At 39.3% G+C, this 23,391-nt stretch carries 19 protein-coding genes; 17 read left to right on the top strand and 2 right to left on the bottom strand.

Features of this window, described 5'->3' with window-relative positions:
• Positions 1 to 41: 41 nt before the first annotated feature.
• From H0486_RS16275 to H0486_RS16250, 6 genes are all read left to right on the top strand, one after another.
• On the top strand, positions 42 to 1,499 hold the full coding sequence (locus H0486_RS16275; protein WP_228351561.1) for an IS66 family transposase: 1,458 nt from the start codon (positions 42 to 44) through the stop codon (positions 1,497 to 1,499).
• A gap of 690 nt (positions 1,500 to 2,189) precedes the next feature.
• A complete protein-coding gene (locus H0486_RS16270; protein WP_228354003.1) occupies positions 2,190 to 3,197 on the top strand; it encodes an aldo/keto reductase in 1,008 nt (335 codons plus the stop codon).
• A 71-nt stretch (positions 3,198 to 3,268) separates the two neighbouring features.
• On the top strand, positions 3,269 to 3,457 hold the full coding sequence (locus H0486_RS16265; protein ID WP_228354002.1) for a DUF6954 family protein: 189 nt from the start codon (positions 3,269 to 3,271) through the stop codon (positions 3,455 to 3,457).
• A gap of 45 nt (positions 3,458 to 3,502) precedes the next feature.
• On the top strand, positions 3,503 to 4,240 hold the full coding sequence (gene truA / locus H0486_RS16260; RefSeq protein ID WP_228354001.1) for a tRNA pseudouridine(38-40) synthase TruA: 738 nt from the start codon (positions 3,503 to 3,505) through the stop codon (positions 4,238 to 4,240).
• Between the two features lie 41 nt (positions 4,241 to 4,281).
• Entirely contained in the window at positions 4,282 to 4,569 is a 288-nt protein-coding gene (locus H0486_RS16255) for a DUF503 domain-containing protein (RefSeq protein WP_228354000.1), read from the top strand.
• 155 nt (positions 4,570 to 4,724) lie between these two features.
• A complete protein-coding gene (locus H0486_RS16250; RefSeq protein WP_228353999.1) occupies positions 4,725 to 5,525 on the top strand; it encodes a helix-turn-helix domain-containing protein in 801 nt (266 codons plus the stop codon).
• A gap of 424 nt (positions 5,526 to 5,949) precedes the next feature.
• Here the strand turns inward: H0486_RS16250 and H0486_RS16245 are convergent, their stop codons facing one another.
• Positions 5,950 to 7,170, bottom strand: a complete 1,221-nt coding sequence (locus H0486_RS16245) for a 6-phosphofructokinase (protein ID WP_228353998.1) — start codon at positions 7,168 to 7,170, stop codon at positions 5,950 to 5,952.
• A gap of 517 nt (positions 7,171 to 7,687) precedes the next feature.
• Here H0486_RS16245 and H0486_RS16240 point away from each other — a divergent pair.
• The 7 genes from H0486_RS16240 to H0486_RS16210 all read left to right on the top strand — a co-directional run bounded on the left by H0486_RS16240 (position 7,688) and on the right by H0486_RS16210 (position 16,465).
• Positions 7,688 to 9,046, top strand: coding sequence for a transposase family protein (locus H0486_RS16240; RefSeq protein WP_228352075.1), 1,359 nt, complete (start codon positions 7,688 to 7,690; stop codon positions 9,044 to 9,046).
• A 280-nt stretch (positions 9,047 to 9,326) separates the two neighbouring features.
• Positions 9,327 to 10,664, top strand: coding sequence for a CPBP family intramembrane glutamic endopeptidase (locus tag H0486_RS16235; RefSeq protein WP_228353997.1), 1,338 nt, complete (start codon positions 9,327 to 9,329; stop codon positions 10,662 to 10,664).
• A gap of 72 nt (positions 10,665 to 10,736) precedes the next feature.
• On the top strand, positions 10,737 to 11,603 hold the full coding sequence (metF, locus tag H0486_RS16230) for a methylenetetrahydrofolate reductase [NAD(P)H] (protein ID WP_228353996.1): 867 nt from the start codon (positions 10,737 to 10,739) through the stop codon (positions 11,601 to 11,603).
• A gap of 91 nt (positions 11,604 to 11,694) precedes the next feature.
• A complete protein-coding gene (locus H0486_RS16225) occupies positions 11,695 to 12,840 on the top strand; it encodes a GerMN domain-containing protein (protein ID WP_228353995.1) in 1,146 nt (381 codons plus the stop codon).
• A 378-nt stretch (positions 12,841 to 13,218) separates the two neighbouring features.
• Positions 13,219 to 13,644 (top strand): CoA-binding protein, encoded by a 426-nt coding sequence (locus H0486_RS16220; RefSeq protein WP_228353994.1) that lies wholly within the window; start codon positions 13,219 to 13,221, stop codon positions 13,642 to 13,644.
• Positions 13,645 to 13,695: 51 nt separating this feature from the next.
• On the top strand, positions 13,696 to 15,465 hold the full coding sequence (locus H0486_RS16215; protein WP_228353993.1) for an RnfABCDGE type electron transport complex subunit D: 1,770 nt from the start codon (positions 13,696 to 13,698) through the stop codon (positions 15,463 to 15,465).
• A gap of 67 nt (positions 15,466 to 15,532) precedes the next feature.
• Positions 15,533 to 16,465: a phosphotransferase family protein gene (locus H0486_RS16210; RefSeq protein WP_228353992.1), complete on the top strand. Its 933-nt coding sequence runs from the start codon at positions 15,533 to 15,535 to the stop codon at positions 16,463 to 16,465.
• A gap of 369 nt (positions 16,466 to 16,834) precedes the next feature.
• Here H0486_RS16210 and H0486_RS16205 read toward each other — a convergent pair whose 3' ends face one another.
• On the bottom strand, positions 16,835 to 18,274 hold the full coding sequence (locus H0486_RS16205) for a DDE-type integrase/transposase/recombinase (RefSeq protein ID WP_228353991.1): 1,440 nt from the start codon (positions 18,272 to 18,274) through the stop codon (positions 16,835 to 16,837).
• Positions 18,275 to 18,620: 346 nt separating this feature from the next.
• On the opposite strand from H0486_RS16205, the gene H0486_RS16200 reads away from it, so the two are divergent.
• The 4 genes from H0486_RS16200 to H0486_RS16185 all read left to right on the top strand — a co-directional run bounded on the left by H0486_RS16200 (position 18,621) and on the right by H0486_RS16185 (position 23,390).
• Entirely contained in the window at positions 18,621 to 20,039 is a 1,419-nt protein-coding gene (locus H0486_RS16200; RefSeq protein WP_228353990.1) for a TraB/GumN family protein, read from the top strand.
• Between the two features lie 305 nt (positions 20,040 to 20,344).
• A complete protein-coding gene (locus tag H0486_RS16195) occupies positions 20,345 to 20,920 on the top strand; it encodes a TetR/AcrR family transcriptional regulator (RefSeq protein WP_228353989.1) in 576 nt (191 codons plus the stop codon).
• Positions 20,921 to 20,946: 26 nt separating this feature from the next.
• Positions 20,947 to 21,744, top strand: coding sequence for a flavodoxin family protein (locus H0486_RS16190; RefSeq protein ID WP_228353988.1), 798 nt, complete (start codon positions 20,947 to 20,949; stop codon positions 21,742 to 21,744).
• Between the two features lie 14 nt (positions 21,745 to 21,758).
• Complete coding sequence (locus H0486_RS16185) at positions 21,759 to 23,390, top strand: hypothetical protein (protein WP_228353987.1); 1,632 nt, start codon at positions 21,759 to 21,761, stop codon at positions 23,388 to 23,390.
• The last annotated feature ends 1 nt before the right edge of the window (position 23,391 follow it).

The following is a 23,391-nucleotide window of genomic DNA, read 5'->3' as shown; positions in this document are numbered from 1 at the left end:
GAAGTTACCACACAACAAAATACTGAAGAAAGGTCATTGTTATGGACTCAATTATACTCTATTTAATTAACATTATTCAAGAGCAGTACAAACAAATCTGCTATTTACTTCTCTTTATCTGCAAATATATTCCTCTCAAGCAGTGGGCTTTCGATGATTCCCATTCCCCTGAGTACCAAAAATTCAAGGTTGATAAACTTCCTACTGTGTACACTCCTGCAACCTTCGATTATCAGCTTTACATAGCTTATATCAAACACCGCTATGGTTACCTGATTAAACCAATCAAACGCCGTTCCGAATCTGATATCCCAAAGGATTTGGTCTGTCCCCGCTGCGGTGCTCCTCACGATTACTTATACAAAAACAATGGCGCCAAAGGTCAATTCATGTGCAAGGTCTGTGAGGAACTCTTTAACTCCGATAACATTTATAAGCATACCATCGAGCTTCGCTGCCCTTACTGTGGTAACATCTTGGTTCCCAAGAAGGAGCGTAAGTTCTTCCGTATCCACAAGTGTACCAATCGTAAATGTAGCTATTACCTAGCCAATAAACGTAAGCTTCCACCAGATCTGAAACCGGAAGAAAAACACAAATATAAGCTCCACTATATCTATCGTGAGTTCACGATGGATTTCTTTCGCATGGACTTACACTCCCTTCCGTCAAATGCCACGGGCTTCAGTTTCAAGAAGTTTTCTCCTCATATACTGGGATTGGTTCTAACCTATCATGTAAACCTAAAGCTCTCCACCAGACAGACTTCTCATGCATTGAAAGAGGTTCACGGTATCGACATTTCCCACACTACTGTTGCCAGTTATGCTATGACCGCGGCTTGTGTCATTAAGCCTTTCGTAGACACCTACGATTATAAACCATCCAACATCCTCTCTGCCGATGAAACCTACATCAAAAAGCTCGGTAAAAAGCATTATGTCTGGATTATCATGGATGCATGTAAAAAGAGCATCCTTGGCTATCAGGTCTCCGATAACCGGAGTGTCGGTCCCTGTATTCTTGCCATGCGCATGGCCTTCGAGAAGTTCAAAGTGTTTCCCTCAAAGCTTCTGAAATTCATTGCTGACGGTTATAGTGCCTATCCTCTGGCAGCCCAGTATATAAAAGCTCAGAAAGGATGGGACTTTGACGTAACACAGGTAATCGGACTTACAAATGATGATGCTGTTTCAACCGAATTCCGTTGGGTCAAACAGGTTGTGGAACGTTTAAATCGTACCTTCAAGATGTCCTACCGCATCACCAATGGTTATAACAGTGATGAGGGTGCCTTGTACGGAGTTTCCCTGTGGGTTGCTTATTACAACTTCCTAAGACCGCATCCCCATAATTACTGGAAACCTTTAAATGAGATAGATGAATTCGAGAAAGTAGGGAACATGCCCGCCAAGTGGATTATCCTCATCCGTTTGGGGCAGCAAAAAATCTTGGAAATGCAGAAATCCTCCGCTGTGTCAGGTAATACCTGTTCCTAGATTAAGGAGCCAGAGGTGGTACCCAGCCACCGGAAGTTTACTTCCGGCTTGACCTTGAATGCAATAAAAAGTAATGCTACAATGCTGTGAATACGACGGTAAGAACTTCCTGTTCCTGAGTTACTTCGCCGTCGGTGAAACCTTCAGAGCATTACTTTTTGTTGCAATCAAGGTTGGCGTAGTCTGCCACTGCATAAATTTCTAGTTAAAATATTTGCTTTTTCAATGTTCAAAGGATCATATTTCTTTACATCAGTTTTTCATACCAAACTTTACACTACCTTTGTCGCGTTTACTCTATCATTATAACCAAGACGGTATATATAGGCAATTGCGAAACTCTGAAAATATCTTAATTGTGTATACAGCAGATACATATTCCTGCGCAAACCCGCTCCTTCCGCTATGATTTGCTTCGGAATAAGTATCCACTGTATACACAATGGTTAAAATTATTTAGTTTCGCAATTACCTAAAACAGTATATACTATGAAAGGATAAATTACTATAGTTTTAAGTCATGACAATCGAAAGTTCGTATAGTCTACTTTCTTATAGTATAAATTCGCTCATTTCAATCGGATAAGAATCATGTTACAATAGTAGCAATAGTATATTGGAAGTGTCTGGGACAGATTAACGGAGCAGTCATCTAAGAAATAACGAAGCATTGTAAGGGAGGAATATAGCATGAATCAGGTGGTTCTTGGTAATACAGGAATTGTGGTTAATAAGAATGGTTTTGGAGCATTGCCGATTCAACGTATAAGCAAGGAGGAGGCAGCCATACTATTAAAAAAGGCATACCATAGTGGAATTACCTTTTTTGATACAGCCAGATTCTATACGGATAGTGAAGAGAAGATCGGTTATGCATTAAGTGATAAACGGAGTGAGATCTATATAGCATCAAAGACTATGGCTATCAAGGTCACAGAATTCTGGGAACAACTAAAGGAGTCCCTGAAGCAATTAAATACGGATTATATTGATATCTATCAGTTTCATAATCCGGCATTTTGCCCAAAGCCCGGTGACGGAACCGGACTTTATGAGGCAATACTGGAAGCAAAAGATCAGGGACTGATCAGACATATCGGAATTACCAATCATAGACTACCGGTTGCTATCGAGGCGGCAGAATCAGGATTATATGATACGATTCAATTTCCCTTTAGTTATTTAGCAACTCATGAAGAGATTCAACTGGTAAAGCTTTGCCAGGAGAAGGGGATTGGATTTATCGCAATGAAGGCATTATCCGGGGGTCTGATTACAAATTCAGCAGCAGCTTATGCTTACCTGGATCAATTTGAGAATGTACTACCCATATGGGGTGTACAAAAAGAAAAGGAACTGGATGAATTCATCTCATATGTGGATCATCCTCCGATTCTCACAGAGGAGCTTAAGGCAGTTATAGAGAAGGACAGAATGGAACTGGGAAAGGATTTTTGCAGGGGTTGCGGGTATTGTCTGCCCTGTCCTGCACAGATTGATATCCCCACCTCGGCCAGAATGTCGCTAATGATCCGTCGAGCGCCAGTATCCATCTATCTAAATGAGGACTGGAAAAAGAAAATGAAGAAAATAGATGACTGTATACTATGCAACCATTGTAAAAATCATTGCCCTTACGGACTGGATACCCCTAAGCTTTTGAAGGAAAATTGGGTTGATTATCAGAAATTCATGTAGCTGTGATCGAATCATTCATATATGTGTATACTAAGGATATCAGTCAATGCTATCTGAAGGAGGAATTGAATGTGAAGAGAATAATATGGAATGTTTTTCTCACGCTATTTCTTGTGTTAGTTTCAATCTTTGGTCTGGGTCCAAGTCTCTTTGCGGATGGAACAAACACGGAGAGGATGTATACACTCATTATCGTAGCCATACTGTATCTTCTGTTGATTGCAGGTTTTTATTTTGTCAACAGAAAAAAGCCTAAGTAAGGCCAGCAGTATGTGTAAATAACTTTAAGAAAAATGGAGAGAAACGTGTTTAATTATCGATTAACGATTCAATACGATGGTGGAAGATACAAAGGCTGGCAGCGTCTGGGGAATGGAGAAAATACCATTCAGGACAGGCTGGAGCATGTGATATCGGAAATGGTGGGATACGACGTGGAAGTGATTGGTTGTAGCAGAACGGATGCGGGGGTACATGCTCTGGCTCAGATTGCGAATATAAAGCTTAAGAACCCAATGGAAGAGGAGAAAATTAAACAATATATCAATCATTATCTGCCACAGGACATCTGCATAACGGATGTTACTAAGGTAGAGGAGCAGTTTCATGCCAGATACCACGCAAAGGATAAAACTTATCTGTATAAGATATGGAACAAGGAACACACCAATCCCTTTATGCGAAAATACAGTATGCATGTTGCAGAGAAATTAGATATTTCTGTGATGAAAACTGCGGCAGAGCACTTTCTGGGTTCACATGATTTCACGGCTTTTTCCAATGCAAAATCGAAAAAGAAAAGTATGGTACGAGAAATTTACTCCATCGAGATAGAGGCTGAGGAGGGATTTGTTACAATACGGGTCAGAGGAGACGGATTTCTCTATAATATGGTACGATGGATTGTCGGCACCCTCATTGATGTCGGACTGAGTAAGATGAAGCCGGAAGATATTCCGGATATTATAGCATCAAAGCAGAGAAACCGCACCGGGAATCTGGCAGAAGCCTGTGGTCTTTATCTAGAGAAGATAACATATTAAATCGGATCATGGGATCAAGTACGAGATAGGAAGGTAACCGTATGACAATCAGCATCTTGAAAATAACATTGCATTTACCATGGGTTCATTCATTAAAAGAGAAGAGAATGGTTGTTAAGAGTATTTGTGTAAAGGTGAAGAACCGATTTAATGTATCCGCTGCGGAGGTTGAGAACCAGGATATTCATCAAAGTGCAGTATTGGGTTTTGCAGGTATTGCAGGAGATAGTGCAATGGCAGATAGTATCATCGATCAAATCATCACCTTTGTTGAAGAAAATACGGAGGGTGATATTGTTCGGATTGAAAGAGATATTTTTCGTGAATAGCACAGATTTATAGTGTTATATGATACCATATTACACTTTGCAACCGTCAGTTGTCAAAATTATATACTAAAATAGGTGGATGAAACGGTACATTTTATATATTCTGTATACGAAAAAACTTAGCAAAATTACTGCGGGAAAGGTTTGGTGTATGGATGAAGTTTCAGGAAAAGTTATATCAGCTAAGAAAGGAACGAAAGCTGTCCCAGGAGGACCTGGCAGAGAAGATTGGTGTAACGCGACAGGCAGTTCAGAAATGGGAGTCAGGTGCCTCGACGCCGGATATGAATAACCTACTGATGATTAGTGATTATTTTGGAGTTACCCTGGATCAGCTGATAAGGGACGAACAGAATATTACCTTGGGGGATGAAGAAATCACAACAGATATACCAAAGAAGGATGGAATCTACGTTATTAATAATTATCATTATCGCCCCAGTTACGAATACATAAGTAAGCGTAAGATATTTGGGATACCGCTTGTTCACGTTAATATAGGTAATGGAATTCGTGTGGCGAAGGGTATTATTGCAATTGGTAATTTATCCATTGGATTGTTATCCATTGGGGGAATCTCATTAGGATTATTCTCCATTGGTGGAGTGGCGTTGGGCTTACTGGCACTCGCTGGATTAGGAATAGGGGGTATTGCGGCAGGCGGAGCGGCTCTCGGATACCTTGCATTTGGTGGTTTCGCTTTTGGAACATATGCCATAGGAGGAATTGCTGTAGGGACCTACTGTGCAGGAGGAATTGCAGTGGCCTCCAAGGTAGCAATGGGTGGTGTTGCGAACGGATATTATGCAATTGGGGACGAGGTTAGCGGTACAGTAACCATCACAAAAAGTCAGCTTTCTGGTGCTTCACTGGAGAGTATACAGAATGATATTCTGGAGAAGTATCCACGGATCATGAGATGGTTCCTTCATTTACTAAAGTACTTTCTACGCTAGAAGATGATTTCGAAAGATGTATATTTATGGTGGAGAGTAATTGGAAGTATCAATTGACAATATATGGAAATCAAGATAAAATGGATTCATTACCTATGATTAATTACAAGAGTGCCTCAATGAATCGGATGGATATATGAGGTAGATGAGCTTAAGGTTAAGAAGAAGGTGGTGAATTGTATGGGAGATAAAAATCCAAAAAAAGCACCAAAAAAGAAAGCATCTGCTAAATCTTCTGCAACATCAGGAACGACTAAGAAAAAATAAGTGTAGCAACAAAAATCCCTCAATAGAATGTCCTTGGACATATCATTGAGGGATTTTTCATTCGATTAAAGTGTCAAGAGTCTGATTCAGGTAGTGGAGTAATTATTAGTGCATATACATAGAGTTTGCTGCCCTTTCACACTTTATTTATAGATAGTTACAGTTTGTGAAGAATCTTTTCTGCTCTAGGAGCCCTTAGCATACTAGCTTCCGGCATATCGCTACCAAGCAGTGGCTGTAGATAATATTTAAATGCATCGGTAACATTGTTGCCATCGGCATTAATAAATTCATCCGGCATTAATTTGGTTTTACCTGCTACATTATGTAAATCGGTCATAGTGTAGTCAACGGAGTAGTAGCCTGTCCGATGAATGGTAATGGAACCATCAATATTATGCCAGATTGCAAACTGTGCTGCTTTCTCTCCAACCTCTCTGGCCTCGTGCTGATCCACTCCTGATACACATCCCATAAAGGAACGTTGTAAATATCCTAGGGTATCGGATCTGACTCTATGAATACCTAGATTTGTCCTGATTAACTGGGAAAGAAGATCACCTAATGCTCCGGTACCGGATAACTGGGTATTACCATGGGCATCTGTCTCATTATTCTTAACCAGCTTTGTTACAATAGGTACGCCATTCTCATCTTGGATGCCTTCGGAAACAGCAATAATACAGCGACCATATTTATCATAAACATTTTTTACATCTCGAAGAAATTTATCAACTACGAAGTTACGTTCCGGAAGATAGATCAAATGAGGACCATCATCAGGATACTTCTGTGCAATGGCTGAGGCAGCAGTTAGAAAGCCTGCATGTCGCCCCATTACAACTCCGATATGAACTCCGGGAAGTGCACGGTTATCCAGATTGAGTCCGATAAAGGACTGTGCAACAAATCTTGCAGCGGAAGGATAGCCGGGTGTGTGGTCATTCATCATCAAGTCATTATCAATGGTCTTAGGGATGTGAATGGCACGGAATTCATAACCGGAAGCTTCTGCCTGCTCATTAACAATACGAACTGTATCCGCTGAATCATTTCCTCCAATATAAAAGAAATAACGAACATTATGAGCTTTGAATACATTGAATATTTCTTTACAATAAGCATTATCTGGTTTGTCTCTGGTGGAAAACAAAGCCGAGGATGGGGTGATCGCAACCTGCTCCAGGTTGTGTGTTGTCTCCTGCGTTAAATCCAGGAAATCCTCATTGATAATTCCTGAAACCCCGTTAACAGCACCATATACCTTTGTTATCTGTGGAAACTTTCTTGATTCTAGCACGGCCCCTACTAAAGACTGATTAATGACAGCGGTAGGACCTCCACCTTGTGCTACAACAACTTTTCCTTCAAGTACCATACAATAACTTCACTCCTTTACTTTGCGATATCGTTTTACATGTTGCATGCTTGTCTGATAGTAAATTCTGTGACCGGTTGCGACCGAACAAGTTAATCATAGGTAATAACAATTTACCAAATGGAATGCATGAGTGAATACATTGATTTGGTAAGGTATGTAGTTATTTACATCTATTTTATCACAGTTGGAATACGGATGCAAATAGGAATGACAAGATTTAACAACTATGAGTCTGTGATAAGAAGTACCGATAGGAAGGGTGTAAGCCGGAGGTTGAAATATATCCGCCACGGAGCCGTTTGCACTTAGTTGCACTGCGTAACGGTACATAAGGCTCTAAAGAACAGAGCCTTATGTACCGACTGTGGACTTTATTAAAATATAATGAGAGATGACATGACTCAGCTCTGAAAGGTAAATATTTTTCGCACTAATTATATTAAGAAATTTAAGGCTTTTGGCTGCTAGATATGATAAAATAGTAAAAACTTTTTCACAAAGGAGAATTTTTATCATGTCTAGAGCTTCTAGAAGAGAAATTAAAAAAGCATTTCAGAAAGATATCGTTGAATTTTTAAAAGTTCAGAAGCATTTTCTGCCAGATTTAATCAAAGAGTTAAGTGCGGTAAGGGATCCAAGACATACATCTTATACCGATTATGACATTGAAGAGATTTTATATACCGTTATCATGAAAAATGTATGTACCATATCTTCAATGCAGGATATGACTGATAAGTTTAATACCGAGGAATGTGCGCATAATCTTTGTCTGATCCTTGGAAAAGAGGAAAAAGAATATCTTCCTCATTATGTGACTATCAATGAATGTCTGGAGAAGCTTGATCCAGAAGAACTACAGAAATTCAGAAAGCACATAATTAAAAAGTTACTTAGAAAGAGGAGTTTTGAGCACGCAAGATTTCTGGGTGAATATTGGATGGTAATAGTCGATGCAACACAGTTGTTCTGTTTTAATGAAAAAATAGATGAACACTGTTTAAGAAAAACTATTAATAAAGGAACCAAAGATGAAAAAACCTACTATTATCATAATGTATTAGAAGCTAAGATTGTATTAGGAGACAACCTGATTATCAGCATTGCTACAGAGTTTATTGAAAATGAAAATGAAGATGTTGAAAAACAGGATTGTGAAAGAAAAGCCTTTAAAAGACTGGCAAAAAGGCTGAAGAAAGACTACCCAAGATTACCGATTTGCATACTTGGTGACAGTCTGTATGCTTGTGAACCGGTATTTCAAATCTGTAAAGATAATAGATGGGGATATCTTCTCCGATTTAAAGATGGAAGCATCCCTTCTCTTGCAAAAGAGTATCAAACCATCGTTGGAATGGGTGAAAATGAAGAAAAGATTATAAAAGAAGAGAAAACACATAAAAGGAAAGCTCGCGAGAGTGTTAAGCATGAGATGAAATGGGTATCAGAGCTTTACTATGAGGGTCATAATCTCACAGTAATGGAACTAAAGATAGAGAAAGATGGTGAACCGGAAGGAAGCTTTCAATGGATCACCGGGTTGCCAATCAGAGGAAAGACAGCCTGGGAGTTTGCACAGACCGGAAGGAAACGCTGGAAGATTGAAAATGAGGGATTTAACATCCAGAAAAACCATCGTTATGATATAGAGCATGCAAACAGCCTTAATTATAATGCTATGAAGAACCATTATTTGCTGACACAGATAGCAGATGTACTGTTACAGCTTTATGAAAATGGAATAAAAGGATTAAGAGAAATAAAAAGAACAATAAAAAATATATCTTCCGATTTGCTAGCAAGCTTTGGTCGGCAACTAACAAGAGAAGATATATCCTATACAGAGAAACGCACATCACTAAGCATTTCTTGATAGGAACAGTATACCAAAGGAAGTGATATCTGAAAAGAGTAAATTTAAAAGAAAATAAATCCACAGATATATGAGATTAGAAAATAAGTCTAAGTATACGATGTGGATAACTTACCTGAGAGTTCATAAAACAGAGGATAGATATCCACAATTACTGTTTTAGGTGAATTTAGACATACTTAAAGAAGTTTACCTTTCAGAGCTGGACATGACTTGATTGACAGGATATACCATAACGAGTAAAATGATACTTACTGATTATTTCACGGAGGATTGATGTATGAACGATGAGAAAAGACAGTTAAAGCCATATCATGGAATTATTTTGTTTATACTGGTTATATTGACATTTTTATTTGTCGCATTTCCGATTCAGATTAAGCTTGGATTGTATGGAGTTTTGGTGACGGAGCTAATAATACTGGCGATGTCTGTTATTCCAGCTATTCTATTAAAAGCGGATTTAAAAGAGGTTTTCCCGATAAAAATACCAAAGCTACGGCAAATTCTTGGCGTAATCGTATTATGGATTGGCGGATTAATTCTTGTAACCTTAGTTACTCTGATAATAGGATACTTTTTCCCGGAAGGGCTGCTTGAGGTTAGCAGTTCTATTCAAAGTGTTTTCACAAGCGTACCGGCTGTCGTTTCGTTTCTCATTGTAGCTGGTTCACCTGCAATATGTGAAGAAGCACTTATGAGAGGATTTATATTATCCTCGTTTAAAGGCTTGAAAAACAGATGGTTGATAGTATTTATAATGGGTCTGATCTTCGGTATTTTCCATCTGGATCCCTATCGTTTTTTACCGACTGCTATTCTGGGTGCTTTCTTAACCTATATAATGATTGAGACTAAGAATATCTTATTACCGGCACTGTATCACTTTATTAACAATGGATTTTCTACTCTTGTAAGCTTTCTTTCACCGACCAATGCTACCAATGCAGGTGCACAGATGTATGTGCCGCTTGTTACTATTGGAGTCTACTTGATCCTTGCTGCAGCTGTTCCTTTTATCATACTGCTGGGAGCATGGCTACTGCATGATAAGAAAGAGAAGGCGGGTCAGGAAGGCTTACCATACATAGATCCTACTGAAAAAGCCAAGGAGAAAAAACGCAGACTGATTCGGGTTTTGACGGCCACTGGACTTGCTGTGGTATTGTTTGTGGCCGGTTTTGCGGTTACGATTACTGAAGCAATAGGTATGCTAAAGCCTGCTGTTCAGTGCGATATGTCCTTTGATATCAATAAGGATACGGAAAGTCAGATCATACCCTTTGATATCCAGAGTGCAGGAACCTATGTGGCTGATTATATAATTGAGAATAAAAGAGGATTGATTGACGTTCAGATTATTAACGAAGAAGGAGAGGTGTTATATCAATTCTCCTGCCTAAGTATGAATAGCAACGGAAATGAAATGCAGCTAACACCGGGGAAATACCAGGTAGTTATTGATTTTGTTATGGAGGATATTGAGGAGTATTACGAGAATATGGGTTATGATTTTGATGAGTCAACAAGAGCAGACTTCAATCTGACTGGAGACCTGACGCAAATGACACCATTCCGATTTAAAATGACCATGAATAATAAACTCCTGCAATATTAAGGGCAAGAGTCTTATAACCAGACCGTTTACAGGAACCTGTGTACTACCTTATAGAAAGGATATAAAGAGATTATGCACATAGCATCGCTATTCCAAAAGAAAAGAACAGTATTGTCTTTTGAAGTGTTTCCGCCTAAGAAAACGAGCTCCATTGATACGATTTATTCGACTCTGGATGATTTACAGGGATTAAAACCGGATTTTATCAGTGTTACTTATGGAGCCGGTGGTAATGCCGGTGATTCGGCAACGGCTGAGATAGCATCTGCAATTAAGCATAAATATCACATTGAGCCGGTGGCACATCTCACCTGTGTGAATTATACGAAACCAGAAATAGAACAGATATTAGAACGTCTGGAGCAGAATAACATTGAGAATATACTGGCACTTCGTGGTGATATCAGTCCTGATCGAATGCCAAAGAAGGAATTTAATTATGCTAGTGAGCTGATTGCCTATATCAAGGAACGCGGAGGATTTCATCTGTCAGGCGCCTGCTATCCGGAAGGACATATTGAATCAGAGAATTTGATATCGGATATACTGAATCTGAAAAAGAAAGTGGATGCCGGTGCAGAGCATTTAATTTCGCAATTGCTTTTCGACAATAATTATTTTTATTCCTTTCTGGAAAAGGCCAGAATAGCCGGTATATCAGTCCCGATACAGGCCGGAATTATGCCGGTGGTGAATAAAGCACAGATTGAGCGTATGGTAACCCTGTGCGGGGCTAGCCTGCCACCGAAGTTTACAAAGATGCTTCAGCGCTTTGAGCATTCGCCGGAAGCCCTTCGCGATGCAGGAATTGCATATGCAGTAGATCAGATAGTGGATTTGATCTCTCAGGGAGTGGATGGGATTCATCTATATACCATGAACAATGCGTATATTGCTAAGAAAATAATGAATAGTATCTCAGGATTGATTGAGGACTAAGTACGGAACTTAGATCAGGCGATCACCGTCTAATGTATGGAAAACCATAAAACAAGGCATAATACATATAACTAATTATGAGGTGATGGCTATGAGAAAATCAATATATATACTTGCTATAGCAATACTTATCTTATTACTTACAGGATGTAAAAAAGAAGATCAGAATACCACAGAGAGCAAAGATCGGATTACACCTACCCCGCAGCTGACTGTGACACCACAGCCGTCTGTCACCCCTTCAGTGGAGAATACAGAGGATACCGATGATGTAACTGAGAATGACAGACGAAGGGTAGAACTGAAGGATTATTATCCTGCACAGGAAAACAGTTTATATGTCTATGCAGGCAGCGGTAACGAGTATGCTGCATATGTGATGAGCTTTGATTTCATTGATACAGATAATAATCTGATGCAGACTCGTACCAATAACGGTGGAACAGAAACGGTAAGAGTGATTCAGATCGAGGAAGACAAGATATCAATTGTTACAGCAGTAAATGAATGTTATTATCGGGACAATCTACTGAAGAAGGAGTTTGAATCCGAGAAAAAAGAGATCCTCCTGATGGAACCATTGGAAAAAGGAACGGAATGGACTCTTCCGGATGGCAGAAAACGGTATATTTCGGGAATTGACCTGGAGATAGCAACACCCATGGGGACATACCCTGCCCTTGAAGTAACGACGGAAAGTGAAGATAGCAAAGTACTGGACTATTATTCTCCATCCATTGGACTTATTAAAAGTATCTTTGTATCCGGTGATATGGAGGTGGTATCGGAGTTAAATGAGATAAAAACCAATTCACCATATACTCAGATGATAGAAATCTATTATCCCGATGTTGACGAGAAGCTTTATCCAGATCAATTGACGGTTGAGTATCAAACCAATGAGGTTACCAGAATCGTATTGGAAGAAGCACTGAAAAAACACATGGAAAAGTCATCTTATTTACCGTTAATCAGTAATAATACAATGATTAATAGTTTATATTTAGGGGATGATCAAATTGTCTATGTGGATTTCTCGGACGAATTTGTTACGGAGATGAATGCAGGTTCGGGATATGAGCAACTGATATTACAGGGAATAACCAATACCCTGGGGAACTACTATGGTGTCAATAAGGTATACATTACGCTGGAAGGAAAACCATATGAGTCAGGCCATGTACTAATGAAAAAGGGAGAAACCTTCGAAGTAGACATGGATCAGGTAGTACGATGATAAGACAGCCGGAAAAAGTGGCTTTGTAGAATATACCAGCAGGGCCCTTATGACTTACCTCACACACAGACGGAAGTACACATTACTGATTTTGCATGTCTCAGGCGAACCTAAGTATTCGCATGAGAATATTTAGGTTCGCCTGATTCATACAAAATACAGCAATGAGTTCTTCCGACAGTGCATTATGGTAAGTCATAAGGGCCCTGCTGATATATTCTACAAAGCCACTTTCCTTAGAAGAATGCGTATTGCTTCGTTTTATGGAAGCAACAGATATCCCTTCTAATAAAATTTTAATAATTTTGAGAATGGTAAATATTAGCTTACTATAGTATAATCACGTATATAATTATGTAAGGGCGGAGGATTTATATTATGGTAAAGTATAATAAGAACTTTTTTAAAGGGAATGAAATCCTGTTTGTTGGATATTCGTCACGAAACGCTGTATATTGTAAAGGGATCTTACAAGCTTTCAATAACAGCAATATTAAAGTGTATCCGTACAATATTAAAGAGAATGCATCCTTTGATACAAAGGTGTATAAGAGTCTGAGTGAGCTACCGGTAATTCCGAAGGAAGCCTTTGTGCTACTGAATAAAAATAACACAGCGAAAGCGGTAAAGGAATTAATTGAGAACGGTGTAGAGAGAATTCTTTTCTATAGCAAGAATACAGTAGATGCGGATACTCTGGAGGTTTGTGATAAAGCAGAAGTAGAGACCTCCGTAGGCTGTCCTATGATGGTATATGGCAGTGGCTTCCACAAGCTGCATGCATTTTTTGCCGGAGTGAAATAGTTTGTCGTATATGGACATGGAAGAAGATGGCCTAGAAAGGAATACAATAAAATGAAACATACATTTCCGTTAATCCGGGTTAAGTGGTCCAACGAGCATGTCATGGCAGGATTATTTCTCGTATTACTGCTTTATCATATACCGGAGTGGATTGAGAAACCAAGTAGAATGGGAGGCTTTCTTCTGCTTGTGATATCAGCAGTGGCATTGGATGCGCTGCTCACAATACTTCGGCATAAGCAGCTGTGGTGTTGTGTATCGGGAGCAGTAACTGCTTCGATTATAAGTGTATTAACTCCGGATATCCCGCTTTGGGCTCAGCTTATCGGGGTAATATCCGCTTTAATTCTGGGAAAACATATATGGGGAGGAACCGGTCAAAATCCGATAAATCCAGCAATTGTCGGGATACTAGTGATACATCTGATGTCCAGAATATCCGATCCAGTATTCTCAGATACCTATCTTTTGCTACCTGCAATGATATTGAGCCTCTTGTTCTTATGCGTTCGTCCCTTTGCAGGAACAGGCTTCTTATTAGGGATGATCGTAGCTTTGCTGTTAAATCATGAATTTGGAATTCAAGCTTTATTAGTGAATGGGGTGTTCTTCTGGAGCTGTATCGTTGTTACAGATCCGGTTACCATTACCGGAAGACCTGCCATAGGTTCAGTGAGTGGATTTCTTGTCGGATTTTTAGCCGTATTCCTTAACCCGCATCCGGTTACCCTGGGAATCGGTGTACTATGTATGAATCTCCTTTCCTATATCATGGATACTCAAGATATTAATATGTCTCCATTTACTAAGATGAGATTGAAAATACCAAAGGTTTTTACCTGTGAACAGGAGCAATTCTTGGATTTGACAGGGGAACCATCTTCGATCCAAAAAAGTGAAGTGAAAGAGTTTACCCCGGAGAAGCTGATTCAAATAATAAAGGAGCAAGAGGTTTTTGGTATGGGTGGTGCTGCGTTTTCAACTGCCCGAAAGCTTCAAACGGTGCATGAGGCAAAGGTGGATCAGAAACATCTGATTATTAACGCAGTGGAATGTGATCCCGGATTGCTGCACGATCATTATCTTCTTCGTCATTATATGGATGAGATAAATGTAGCTGCACATATACTGAAAGAGGCTATAGGCTTAACATCAATTAGAATGGCGGTCAAAGAAGCTGAGGATGTAAAGCAGACAGAAGGAATAACCCTATGCAAAGTGCCTGATCGATATCCTATAGGTGCAGAGCGAATACTTATCAATGAATTATTGGGAGTAAAGTTAGGGCAGAATCAGCTTCCCGCAAGGAATGGAATACTGGTTCTGAATGTTCAGACGGTGTATTCCATCTATGAAGCAGTATGCTTGGGAAAGAAAGCAGATACCAGATTCCTAACAGTTGCCAATCTAAAGACAAAATCAGCGAAGGTTGTCAAGGTACGGCTGGGAATGGCGTTACGGGAGGTTATGGACGCAGTCTATCCGGGAGTGCTCAATCTATTTGCTGGTGGCGGTATCATGCAGGCATATACGGCAGAGGATACTGCAATCATTGATAAGAATGTGAATTTTATTGCAACCGGAGCCTATCCTCAATATAAAGAATCACCGCAGTGTTCAAAGTGCGAAAGATGTGTAGTTAACTGCCCTGCAGGACTTAAGGTGAATAAAATAGTACAGCTTGTGGATGCTGGTAAGATAAAGGAGACTGTAAAATACAGTGTCTCAGATTGCATAGGCTGTGGCAGTTGTAGCTTTTCCTGTTTGGCTGGAAGAAATCTGTCAGCCAGAGTTGCGATAGCAAAGGAAGCATTAAAGTAAACGAATAAGTACAAGGTGTTATTTCATAAATAAATATATGAATAATAGGTAAGTAAAGAGGAAAAGTATGGATCATATATGGGAAAGAAGTATACCTTTCTGCAATATTGGAATGGAGGAAGCAAGTGAGATTTTTCATCAGTTTGATCAAAATCTTGAGATTGTTGAGCTTACACCCATTCTTATTGGATGCAGGAACAGCAACTACAGAGTCAGAACAGCTCATAAGGACTTCTTACTAAGAGTATGTCCAATCAGAGATGACAGCTATATAAAAGACGAAGTCATATATAATGGCTTAAGTAGACAGCTTCATATACCACAGGTTCTTTATGTATCCGAGAAAAACAGTACGGACAGGGTATGTCTGATCTATGAATTTGTTGAGGGCAGATCGCTACAGGAGGTGTCCTTACAAAGAGGCAGTATGGATGACTACGCAATTGTTCAGGCTGCCGAGATAGCCGCCATGATACATAGTTTTGAACCCACTGAAGATGATCTGTTTCAGAATCACTATCCACCATTTACAACCTGGTATGACCGGTTTCTTGACAATGAATATGTAGAAAAGCGACTTGGTGGAGAAATCGTGGAAAAGGTAAAGCAGTTAATAAAAGATAAACAGGAGTATCTAGCGGAGATAGACCAGTATCAAAGCTTTATTCATGCCGATTTTCGACCTGCTAATATGATCGTGGATCAGTACGATGCCTTATGGATCGTTGACTGGGAGTTCGCAGGATATGGCCACAGTCTGGCAGATATCGGACAATTCTTCCGTTATGAATCCTGTTTTGAACCGCTCCATCTTATGCAATTCGAAATTGTATATAACAAATACTCAAAAAGGCCTTTGCCTAAGAATTGGTATCCATTAAGTAAGCTTCGAGATTTGGTAAACCCCTTGCAGTTGCTGGGGGCAGAAGAGGATTACCCGCAAAAGTATGAAGATCTGAAGAATTTGATTCAGGAAACCTTGAATTTCTTCGGTTATTGAATTATTGAAAGATAAACTAATATTAATACTGATACATACAATTTTTATCTATCGTATGCAGATATTAGATAGTGTAAAGTGAAATATGAAAAATAGGGCTATGAAAAAATGGCCCAAGTTAACCTTGAAAAGTGAAAATATTTCTCTAGATTAAGTTGGTTGGCTCCGTCCACCACCCTTGACGGCATGACAAATCAATGCTCTGAAATATTTACCGACGGCGAAGAAACTCAAAAACAGATAGTATTCACCGTCTTAATCACAGCATTTTAGCATTGATTTGCCATGCTATCAAGGGCAAGTCCAAAAGCAGGGCTTTTGGATGGCTAGTATTTTACCTCGGGCTCAAAATCTAAAAACAGATAGTTTCTAAACAACACGGGTTTGCTGCATATTTAGTATGGTTTTTTGACCAAGGTAAATAAGGATTTGCCACTTTGCAGGCATGTTTTCAGCATCTTTTAAAGCATCTAACGCATTTAAGGGCTTCCAGTAATTATATGGATGTGGACGCAGAAAGTTATAGTAAGCGACCCAGAGAGATACACCATAGAGTGCGCCATCCTCGCTACCATAGCCACAAGTGACACGGTAAGAAGATTTAAAGGTACGGTTTAAGCGTTCTACTACTTGCTTTACCCAGCGAAATTCAGTTGATACAGCATCATCATTGGTAAGTCCAATGACTTGTGTTACATCAAAGTCCCAACCTTTTTCAAGCTTACATTGTTGGCTGGCAAGAGGATATGCACTGTAACCGTCTGCAATGAATTTTAAAGCTTTTCCAGGGAAGGTTTTAAACTTTTCAAAAGCCATTCTCATGGCAAGGATACAGGGACCTACAGCACGGGTATCGGATACCTGATAACCGAGGATAGATTTCTTGCAGGCGTCCATGATAATCCAGACATAGTGTTTGATGCCTTTTACTTTGATATAAGTTTCATCAGCGGAGAGAATATTGGCGGGTTTGTAATCAAATGTATCGGTAAAAGGTTTGATGACGGCTGCGGCAGACATGGCATAGTTGGCAACCATAGTATGGGAAACTTTGATGCCATGGACTTCCTCCAGTGCATGGGCAGTCTGCCTGGTAGAAAGCTTAAGGTTTACATGATAGGTCAGGCATAATCCCATGATGTGGGCATTAAACTTTTTAAAGTTAAAGCTAACAGCCTGCTTTGGAAGGGCATGGAGATCCATTTTGAAGAAGTCTATTGTGAATTCACGGTAGATGTAATGGAGCTTGTATTTATGTTTATCGGAAGGCTTCACGTCCTTCGGAAGCTTCGAAAGGTTCTGCCGGTAGTAGGAACATTTTGTATTGGTACATTTATGTATGCGGAAGTGCTTACGATCTTTCTTTGGAACGAGGATATGACCGCAGTAAGGACAACGCAGAGAGAGCGGACGGTTGAATATGTTGGTTTCATTAAAACGCTCGTTACAGACTTTGCATAGATACTGTCCTTTCGAACCATTGTTTTTGTATAAATATTGATGAGGAGCCCCACAACGTGGACAGACAATAGTTTCATAAATAGGATTATCAGATTTGTGCTTAATCGGCTTTACTGTTTTACCATATTTGTGTTGGTAATAAGCTAGAAGTAGCTGGTAATCAACAGTTTCAGGAATAAAGATTTTAGGGAGTTTATCCACCTTGAATTTCTGGTATTCGGGACTATGTGAATCATCAAAAGCCCACTGCTTGAGAGGAATATGTTTAGCGATAAGTAAAAGTAATTGAGAAATCTGCTTCAACAGATATTGATTATACAACATTAAATAAGTTATAATTGAGTTCAAAACAATGACATCCTTCCTTTGGATTATTGGTGTGTCGAAGACTCAATTATACCAAAAAAAAGGGGGTCATTGTTTTTTTACATTAAAAAACTCTGCAACCCTTGATATATAAAGGCTATTAATAAAAACGTAGTGTAAAGAACTTTACACTAACAGATATTAGGAGAGAGTAGTCAATATGAGATTCTCGGACTACTCTTTTTTTACCGTGTAAGCTAGATCATCGTACAAATGAGATGTAGTGTAATATATACTATATGTAAAAAATACTTGACATATTATAATTTACATGTTACAATTCCGATGAATGATATATTATGGTAACACATCAGAATGGAGGATTATTATGAAGAAAAAACTTATTGCACTGCTACTTCTGATAGCAGTATGTTTCACAGTTATTCCTACTAACAGCCTGGTGGCTCAGGCAGCAGGAACAGAAACCGTAACAGTTAACCAATGGGCATATTCCGATATCATGGCTGGTGAATGCTATGGAATATTCCCTAGTACCTGGTCGTCAATGAATATGACGAAAGCTATTACAAAGTCACAATTCAAAACTTTACTAAATGGGGTTAAGGCGAAAATATTGGAATCGGAATGCGCGAAAGAGGTTAGAGAAGAAAGACCGACAATTAAGAAATCAATTACAGTAGAAGAAGCATTGAATGCCTTTTATCTGGTGTTGTCGAATTATGAGTATTCCAAAGAGATTGGATTTAACAGCAAGGGAAAACCGGTAGATTTTATGAAGAAGCATGGCATTTATACTGGTAAGAATGGGGAGCAAAAGCTCACCAGCAAATGCTCCATGGAACAGGCAGTTGTTATTGCATCCCGACTCATTTCTTATGTGTATAGTGAACTCGATTGTGGTAGTAAGGGATTTTTATGGGAAGTGAAATCAGGTGAAAATACAGTATATATGCTTGGCTCCATCCATTTGGCTGATACATCCATTTATCCCTTCAGTAATAAAATAAAACAGGTATATGCAGAATCAGATGCATTAGTGGTTGAAGCGAATGTATTGGATCAACAGGATATTGCATCGATGGAGAAATATAGCTTTTACACCGATGGTACAACATTGAAGGACCATGTATCTGCAGAGACTTATCAATTAATTATTGAGACAGCAAAATTGGCCGGACTTCCGGAGAGCTTTATTTCAATTGCGAAGCCATGGTACCTATTTCTTCTCTTTGAGAGTTTAGCTACTGTCGGAACCAGCCAGGACAATCAATTAAGCGCTGACGTTGGTATAGATATGACCTTTATAAAGCAGGCCTCACTAGATCAGAAACCAATCTATGCAATAGAAGGATTGGAAAAACAGTGTCAAATTTTAAACAGCTTTTCTGATGAGCTGGCAGAGCATCTCATGGTGGCGAGAGCTGAGATTTTGAAAGCGATGATAAATGGTACTGCTGATCAGAGTACAGTGGATACCAATGATGTGGTTAACTTAATGCTTGATTACTGGGAGGAAGGAGACATGGACAGCTTCTTAGCTCTATATTATGGAGATAGCACCTCGGAGGAAGCATTAAGTCCTGAAGTACAGGCTTATATGAACGAGTTTCAGAAGAAATTCTATGATGACAGAGACCAGAATATGGCGGATTATATTGACAAATTGCTAAAGACAGAGGGAAGTAATACCTATTTTGTAATTGTTGGCTCTGCACATTATCTTAGTGAAAATAGCGTATTAAAACGCTTAGAGAAGAAAGGATATCAAGTTGATATCGTAAAATAAAGCCATAGTCGGATTATGACAGTTAATTTAGCTGACAGATAGGATAAAGGGATACCGGAAGGAATATTTGCTGTTCGCAACAGTATTGAGTTAGCGAAAGCATTTCCTTCCGGTATTTTATTTTGACCTGCCAGCTTTTTGCTGTAATAACGGTTATCAGGTATTGATCCAATGAAACGTGACTTTTGTATTTAGTAGATAACAGTATTTTTTGGTGCAGTTTTATGTTTGTGACAGATAATAATTGACTTCATGACTTGAAAAGACTATAATAAAACTGAACAATGTTCAGAAAAGAGGAAATGATGAAAAAATCAGAGCAAGCGAAGGAAAACATAATATCTGTAACGACCAGCCTGATACAGGAAAGCAATGGCAACCTGGATGAAATAACAATACGAAAAATAGCCCAGGAAGCGGGAGTAGGGATTGGACTGATCAACTATCATTTTCAATCGAAGGAGCAGTTGGTGGAACTCTGTGTACAAAGAATTATCAGTAGTGTGATACATACCTTTCGCCCAGAACTGCTAAAGGATTTGCAGCCCATCGATAGGCTTAAGACAGTTAGCAAGCTAGTAGCAGATTTCCTGATGGATAATCCTGAGGTGTCCCGGATATCCATATTAGGAGATCATGCTAATCCAGGTATTGAGGACAATACAATGAAGACAGTAAGTGGATTTCTTCATGTGCTTACAGGCTCTGACATAGCAGAGTCAAAGCAAAAAATGCTTTTATTTACCATGACATCAATTCTGCAGGCTGCCTTTCTACGAAAGGAAATCAGCAAAGAATGCTTTGGAGTCAATTTCTATGATAAAACGGAAAGAGATTTCTTTATTGATGATATGATTGAACGTTTACTGGAGGACTCTTAAGCAGTAAAAGTGGGGGAAAGGAATATATGAAGATATTATTAGTTGATGGTGGACCAAGAAAGGGTAATACCTGGAATATCGCAATGAAGGTCAGGGATGAATTAAATAAGCTGTCACCCGATATTGAATGGAAGGAATTACATCTGTCGGATATTAATTTACCACTATGTATAGGTTGTAGTATGTGTTTTCGTAAGGGGCACAGTTATTGCCCCCATAATGAAATGGTTCAGGAGATCCTGAATTCAATCGATGAAAGTGATGGCATTATTTATGCGGCTCCTACTTATAATTTAAGTGTACCGGCAATCTCAAAGAACCTGATTGATCATATATGTTATGCGCTACACAGACCAAGATATTTTACCAAGAAAGCTCTTGTGATATCCAGTACAGGAGGTGTGGGAGCAAGTAAAACGACGAAATATCTGGCAGGGACATTAGCAGGCATTGGGTTTAATCATTGTTTTCAGCTCCCGGTTAGTACAAGCAGCTGGAATGCATATCAGATCAGTCCAAAGGTGAAGCAGAAGATAGAAAGGATTTCGAAAAAATTCTATCTGGATTTAGCATTTAAGAAATTACATGCACCTTCTTTTGGAGTGCTTATCCCCTTTAATTTAATTAGAGGGATGAGTATTACCTGTAGACCTGGCAGTGAGTATGAAGCGGCAGATGGAACCTTTTGGCAGCAGGAGGGCTATGTGGATCAGGTCTATGCTCCGGGGATACCTCTCCCATTTTATAAGAAATTATTCGGCAAGCTAATGTATCAGATTGCAATCTCTGCTTTTAAGAATAAAGCAGTTACCTATAAGAAATAGTGGAGGTGAGTTATTTGAAGAAAGCCCTGTTGTATTTCCTTATTTCCGTTACCACTATCCTATTCTTAGGCTGTAATATAAGGGTGAATGGAACGAACGCAGATCGTTCCTCTACGGAAGCCATCCCGATTCCGGAATCCAATAATAGTGTGGAATGGGAGTGCGGAACCTATTACAGTGATATATCTAAAGAACAGCTACATAGCTATCTGGAAAAGCTGAAGGAGGGTGGATGGACGGAGGTATATGATAATGAATTCGATACCGAGGTAAAGGAAGGCACCACAGAGTATGCTCTTATTCGTGGAGAACAGCTACTGCAAATCATGATATTCTTTCATAATCCGTCTGCTTCCATTAGTAATAGTATCTTGGTAAAGCTGGACGAGAATATATCAAAAAATGATATCCTGCAGCGAAAGGATGCATTAACAAAGGAGGAAGCCTTTGACATCATAAAAACGGAGCTTGAGAATGTGGTTGAACAGGGGGAGATTCCAACAAGCAGGGGAAATATCAGTGGATTATTTGAACTGTTCATTGAGGACGCATACGAAAAGTTACAGGTTCAGGCATTTGCTGCCACTGGTGAGAATGGCTTTGCCGGATGCTTTCTTGTTCGGAAGGGTGTTGCTTCCTATGTAAAGGGTGATTTACAAAATGCCTGTATCACTGATATTGATGGAAATAAGAAATATGAAATTGTGGACTTAGTTACCCAATGGAGCGATGGAATATACAAAATTAATTTACTATCTTATGAGTACAGAAATCCGGAATACTTTAGTTCCCTGACGGAAATATTGATGCCGCAGTATAGTAATTGCTTTGTATCACAGGATTATCATAGCCTACAGCTACAAAAGACGAATAAAGGAGTTAAACTGGTCGATAATGAAAAGGACTATGGGAAGATTATCGTAAAAGATGATATGCTCTTCCCAGAGAAGCTGGATGAATTTCCTTATGATCAATGGTCCCTCGCTTATGATCAAGAGAATTTGCGTAATATAGAAAAAAGAGACCCCTCGGAACCACCGGACATATTTATATCAGTTGATGGTGTCGGAATTGATTATGTGGTTCGGAAAACCAAATGGGAGGATATTTCAGAGGATTACTCCATGTCCGAGGAGTGGGCAAAGCTGGCAAAGGCAGACTTTATACCAACCTTTACATTGGGAGGTTTTGGCGCCAGCACAGAGAAAAGCAGATTGGTCACTCTTGATTTTGGAGATAGTATTCCAGATTCCATCACGGTAAAGGATGCAATGCTTGATGAGGGAGGAGCTGTCCGGTACGGTGATAAATTGATATTGGACCAAAGCGTGAAAATATTGGATCAAAGTCGCGTGCAATTTAACCTAACTCAGCATTTTGCATATGGATTAAGCTCGAATAGTGAAGATTATGAGAAGGATTGGCAACGGTTATTCCGGGTCATCTGTACTTGGGGTGAGAAGGAGTGCGTATACACCTTTTTAATAAATACTGGGAAGGAAGAAAAAACTGCGAGAATTACGAATCCTGAGATTCTGATTTGTGAAGGAGAGTATTCTCCATTAAAGGATGAATCAGCAAATAGAATAGGGTTGTTGTGTTATATTATACAACAACCTCATTCTATCGGAATAGTAATTAAATGAA

Origin of the sequence: Variimorphobacter saccharofermentans, from assembly GCF_014174405.1 — a bacterium.
Classification (GTDB): Bacteria; Bacillota; Clostridia; order Lachnospirales; family Lachnospiraceae; genus Mobilitalea; species Mobilitalea saccharofermentans.
The sequence above is the reverse complement of the archived record's forward strand: the minus strand, read 5'-3'. Positions and strand labels throughout refer to the sequence as shown.

Bases quoted from the DNA above. Each gene is read 5' to 3' on its own strand.
- H0486_RS16255 (WP_228354000.1), top strand. From the start codon at position 4,282: ATGACAATCAGCATCTTGAAAATAACATTGCATTTACCATGGGTTCAT.
- H0486_RS16245 (WP_228353998.1), bottom strand. From the start codon at position 7,170: ATGGTACTTGAAGGAAAAGTTGTTGTAGCACAAGGTGGAGGTCCTACC.
- metF (WP_228353996.1), top strand. From the start codon at position 10,737: ATGCACATAGCATCGCTATTCCAAAAGAAAAGAACAGTATTGTCTTTT.
- H0486_RS16225 (WP_228353995.1), top strand. From the start codon at position 11,695: ATGAGAAAATCAATATATATACTTGCTATAGCAATACTTATCTTATTA.
- H0486_RS16275 (WP_228351561.1), top strand. From the start codon at position 42: ATGGACTCAATTATACTCTATTTAATTAACATTATTCAAGAGCAGTAC.
- H0486_RS16190 (WP_228353988.1), top strand. From the start codon at position 20,947: ATGAAGATATTATTAGTTGATGGTGGACCAAGAAAGGGTAATACCTGG.
- H0486_RS16195 (WP_228353989.1), top strand. From the start codon at position 20,345: ATGAAAAAATCAGAGCAAGCGAAGGAAAACATAATATCTGTAACGACC.
- H0486_RS16250 (WP_228353999.1), top strand. From the start codon at position 4,725: ATGAAGTTTCAGGAAAAGTTATATCAGCTAAGAAAGGAACGAAAGCTG.
- H0486_RS16200 (WP_228353990.1), top strand. From the start codon at position 18,621: ATGAAGAAAAAACTTATTGCACTGCTACTTCTGATAGCAGTATGTTTC.
- H0486_RS16220 (WP_228353994.1), top strand. From the start codon at position 13,219: ATGGTAAAGTATAATAAGAACTTTTTTAAAGGGAATGAAATCCTGTTT.
- H0486_RS16215 (WP_228353993.1), top strand. From the start codon at position 13,696: ATGAAACATACATTTCCGTTAATCCGGGTTAAGTGGTCCAACGAGCAT.
- H0486_RS16210 (WP_228353992.1), top strand. From the start codon at position 15,533: ATGGATCATATATGGGAAAGAAGTATACCTTTCTGCAATATTGGAATG.
- H0486_RS16240 (WP_228352075.1), top strand. From the start codon at position 7,688: ATGTCTAGAGCTTCTAGAAGAGAAATTAAAAAAGCATTTCAGAAAGAT.
- H0486_RS16270 (WP_228354003.1), top strand. From the start codon at position 2,190: ATGAATCAGGTGGTTCTTGGTAATACAGGAATTGTGGTTAATAAGAAT.
- H0486_RS16235 (WP_228353997.1), top strand. From the start codon at position 9,327: ATGAACGATGAGAAAAGACAGTTAAAGCCATATCATGGAATTATTTTG.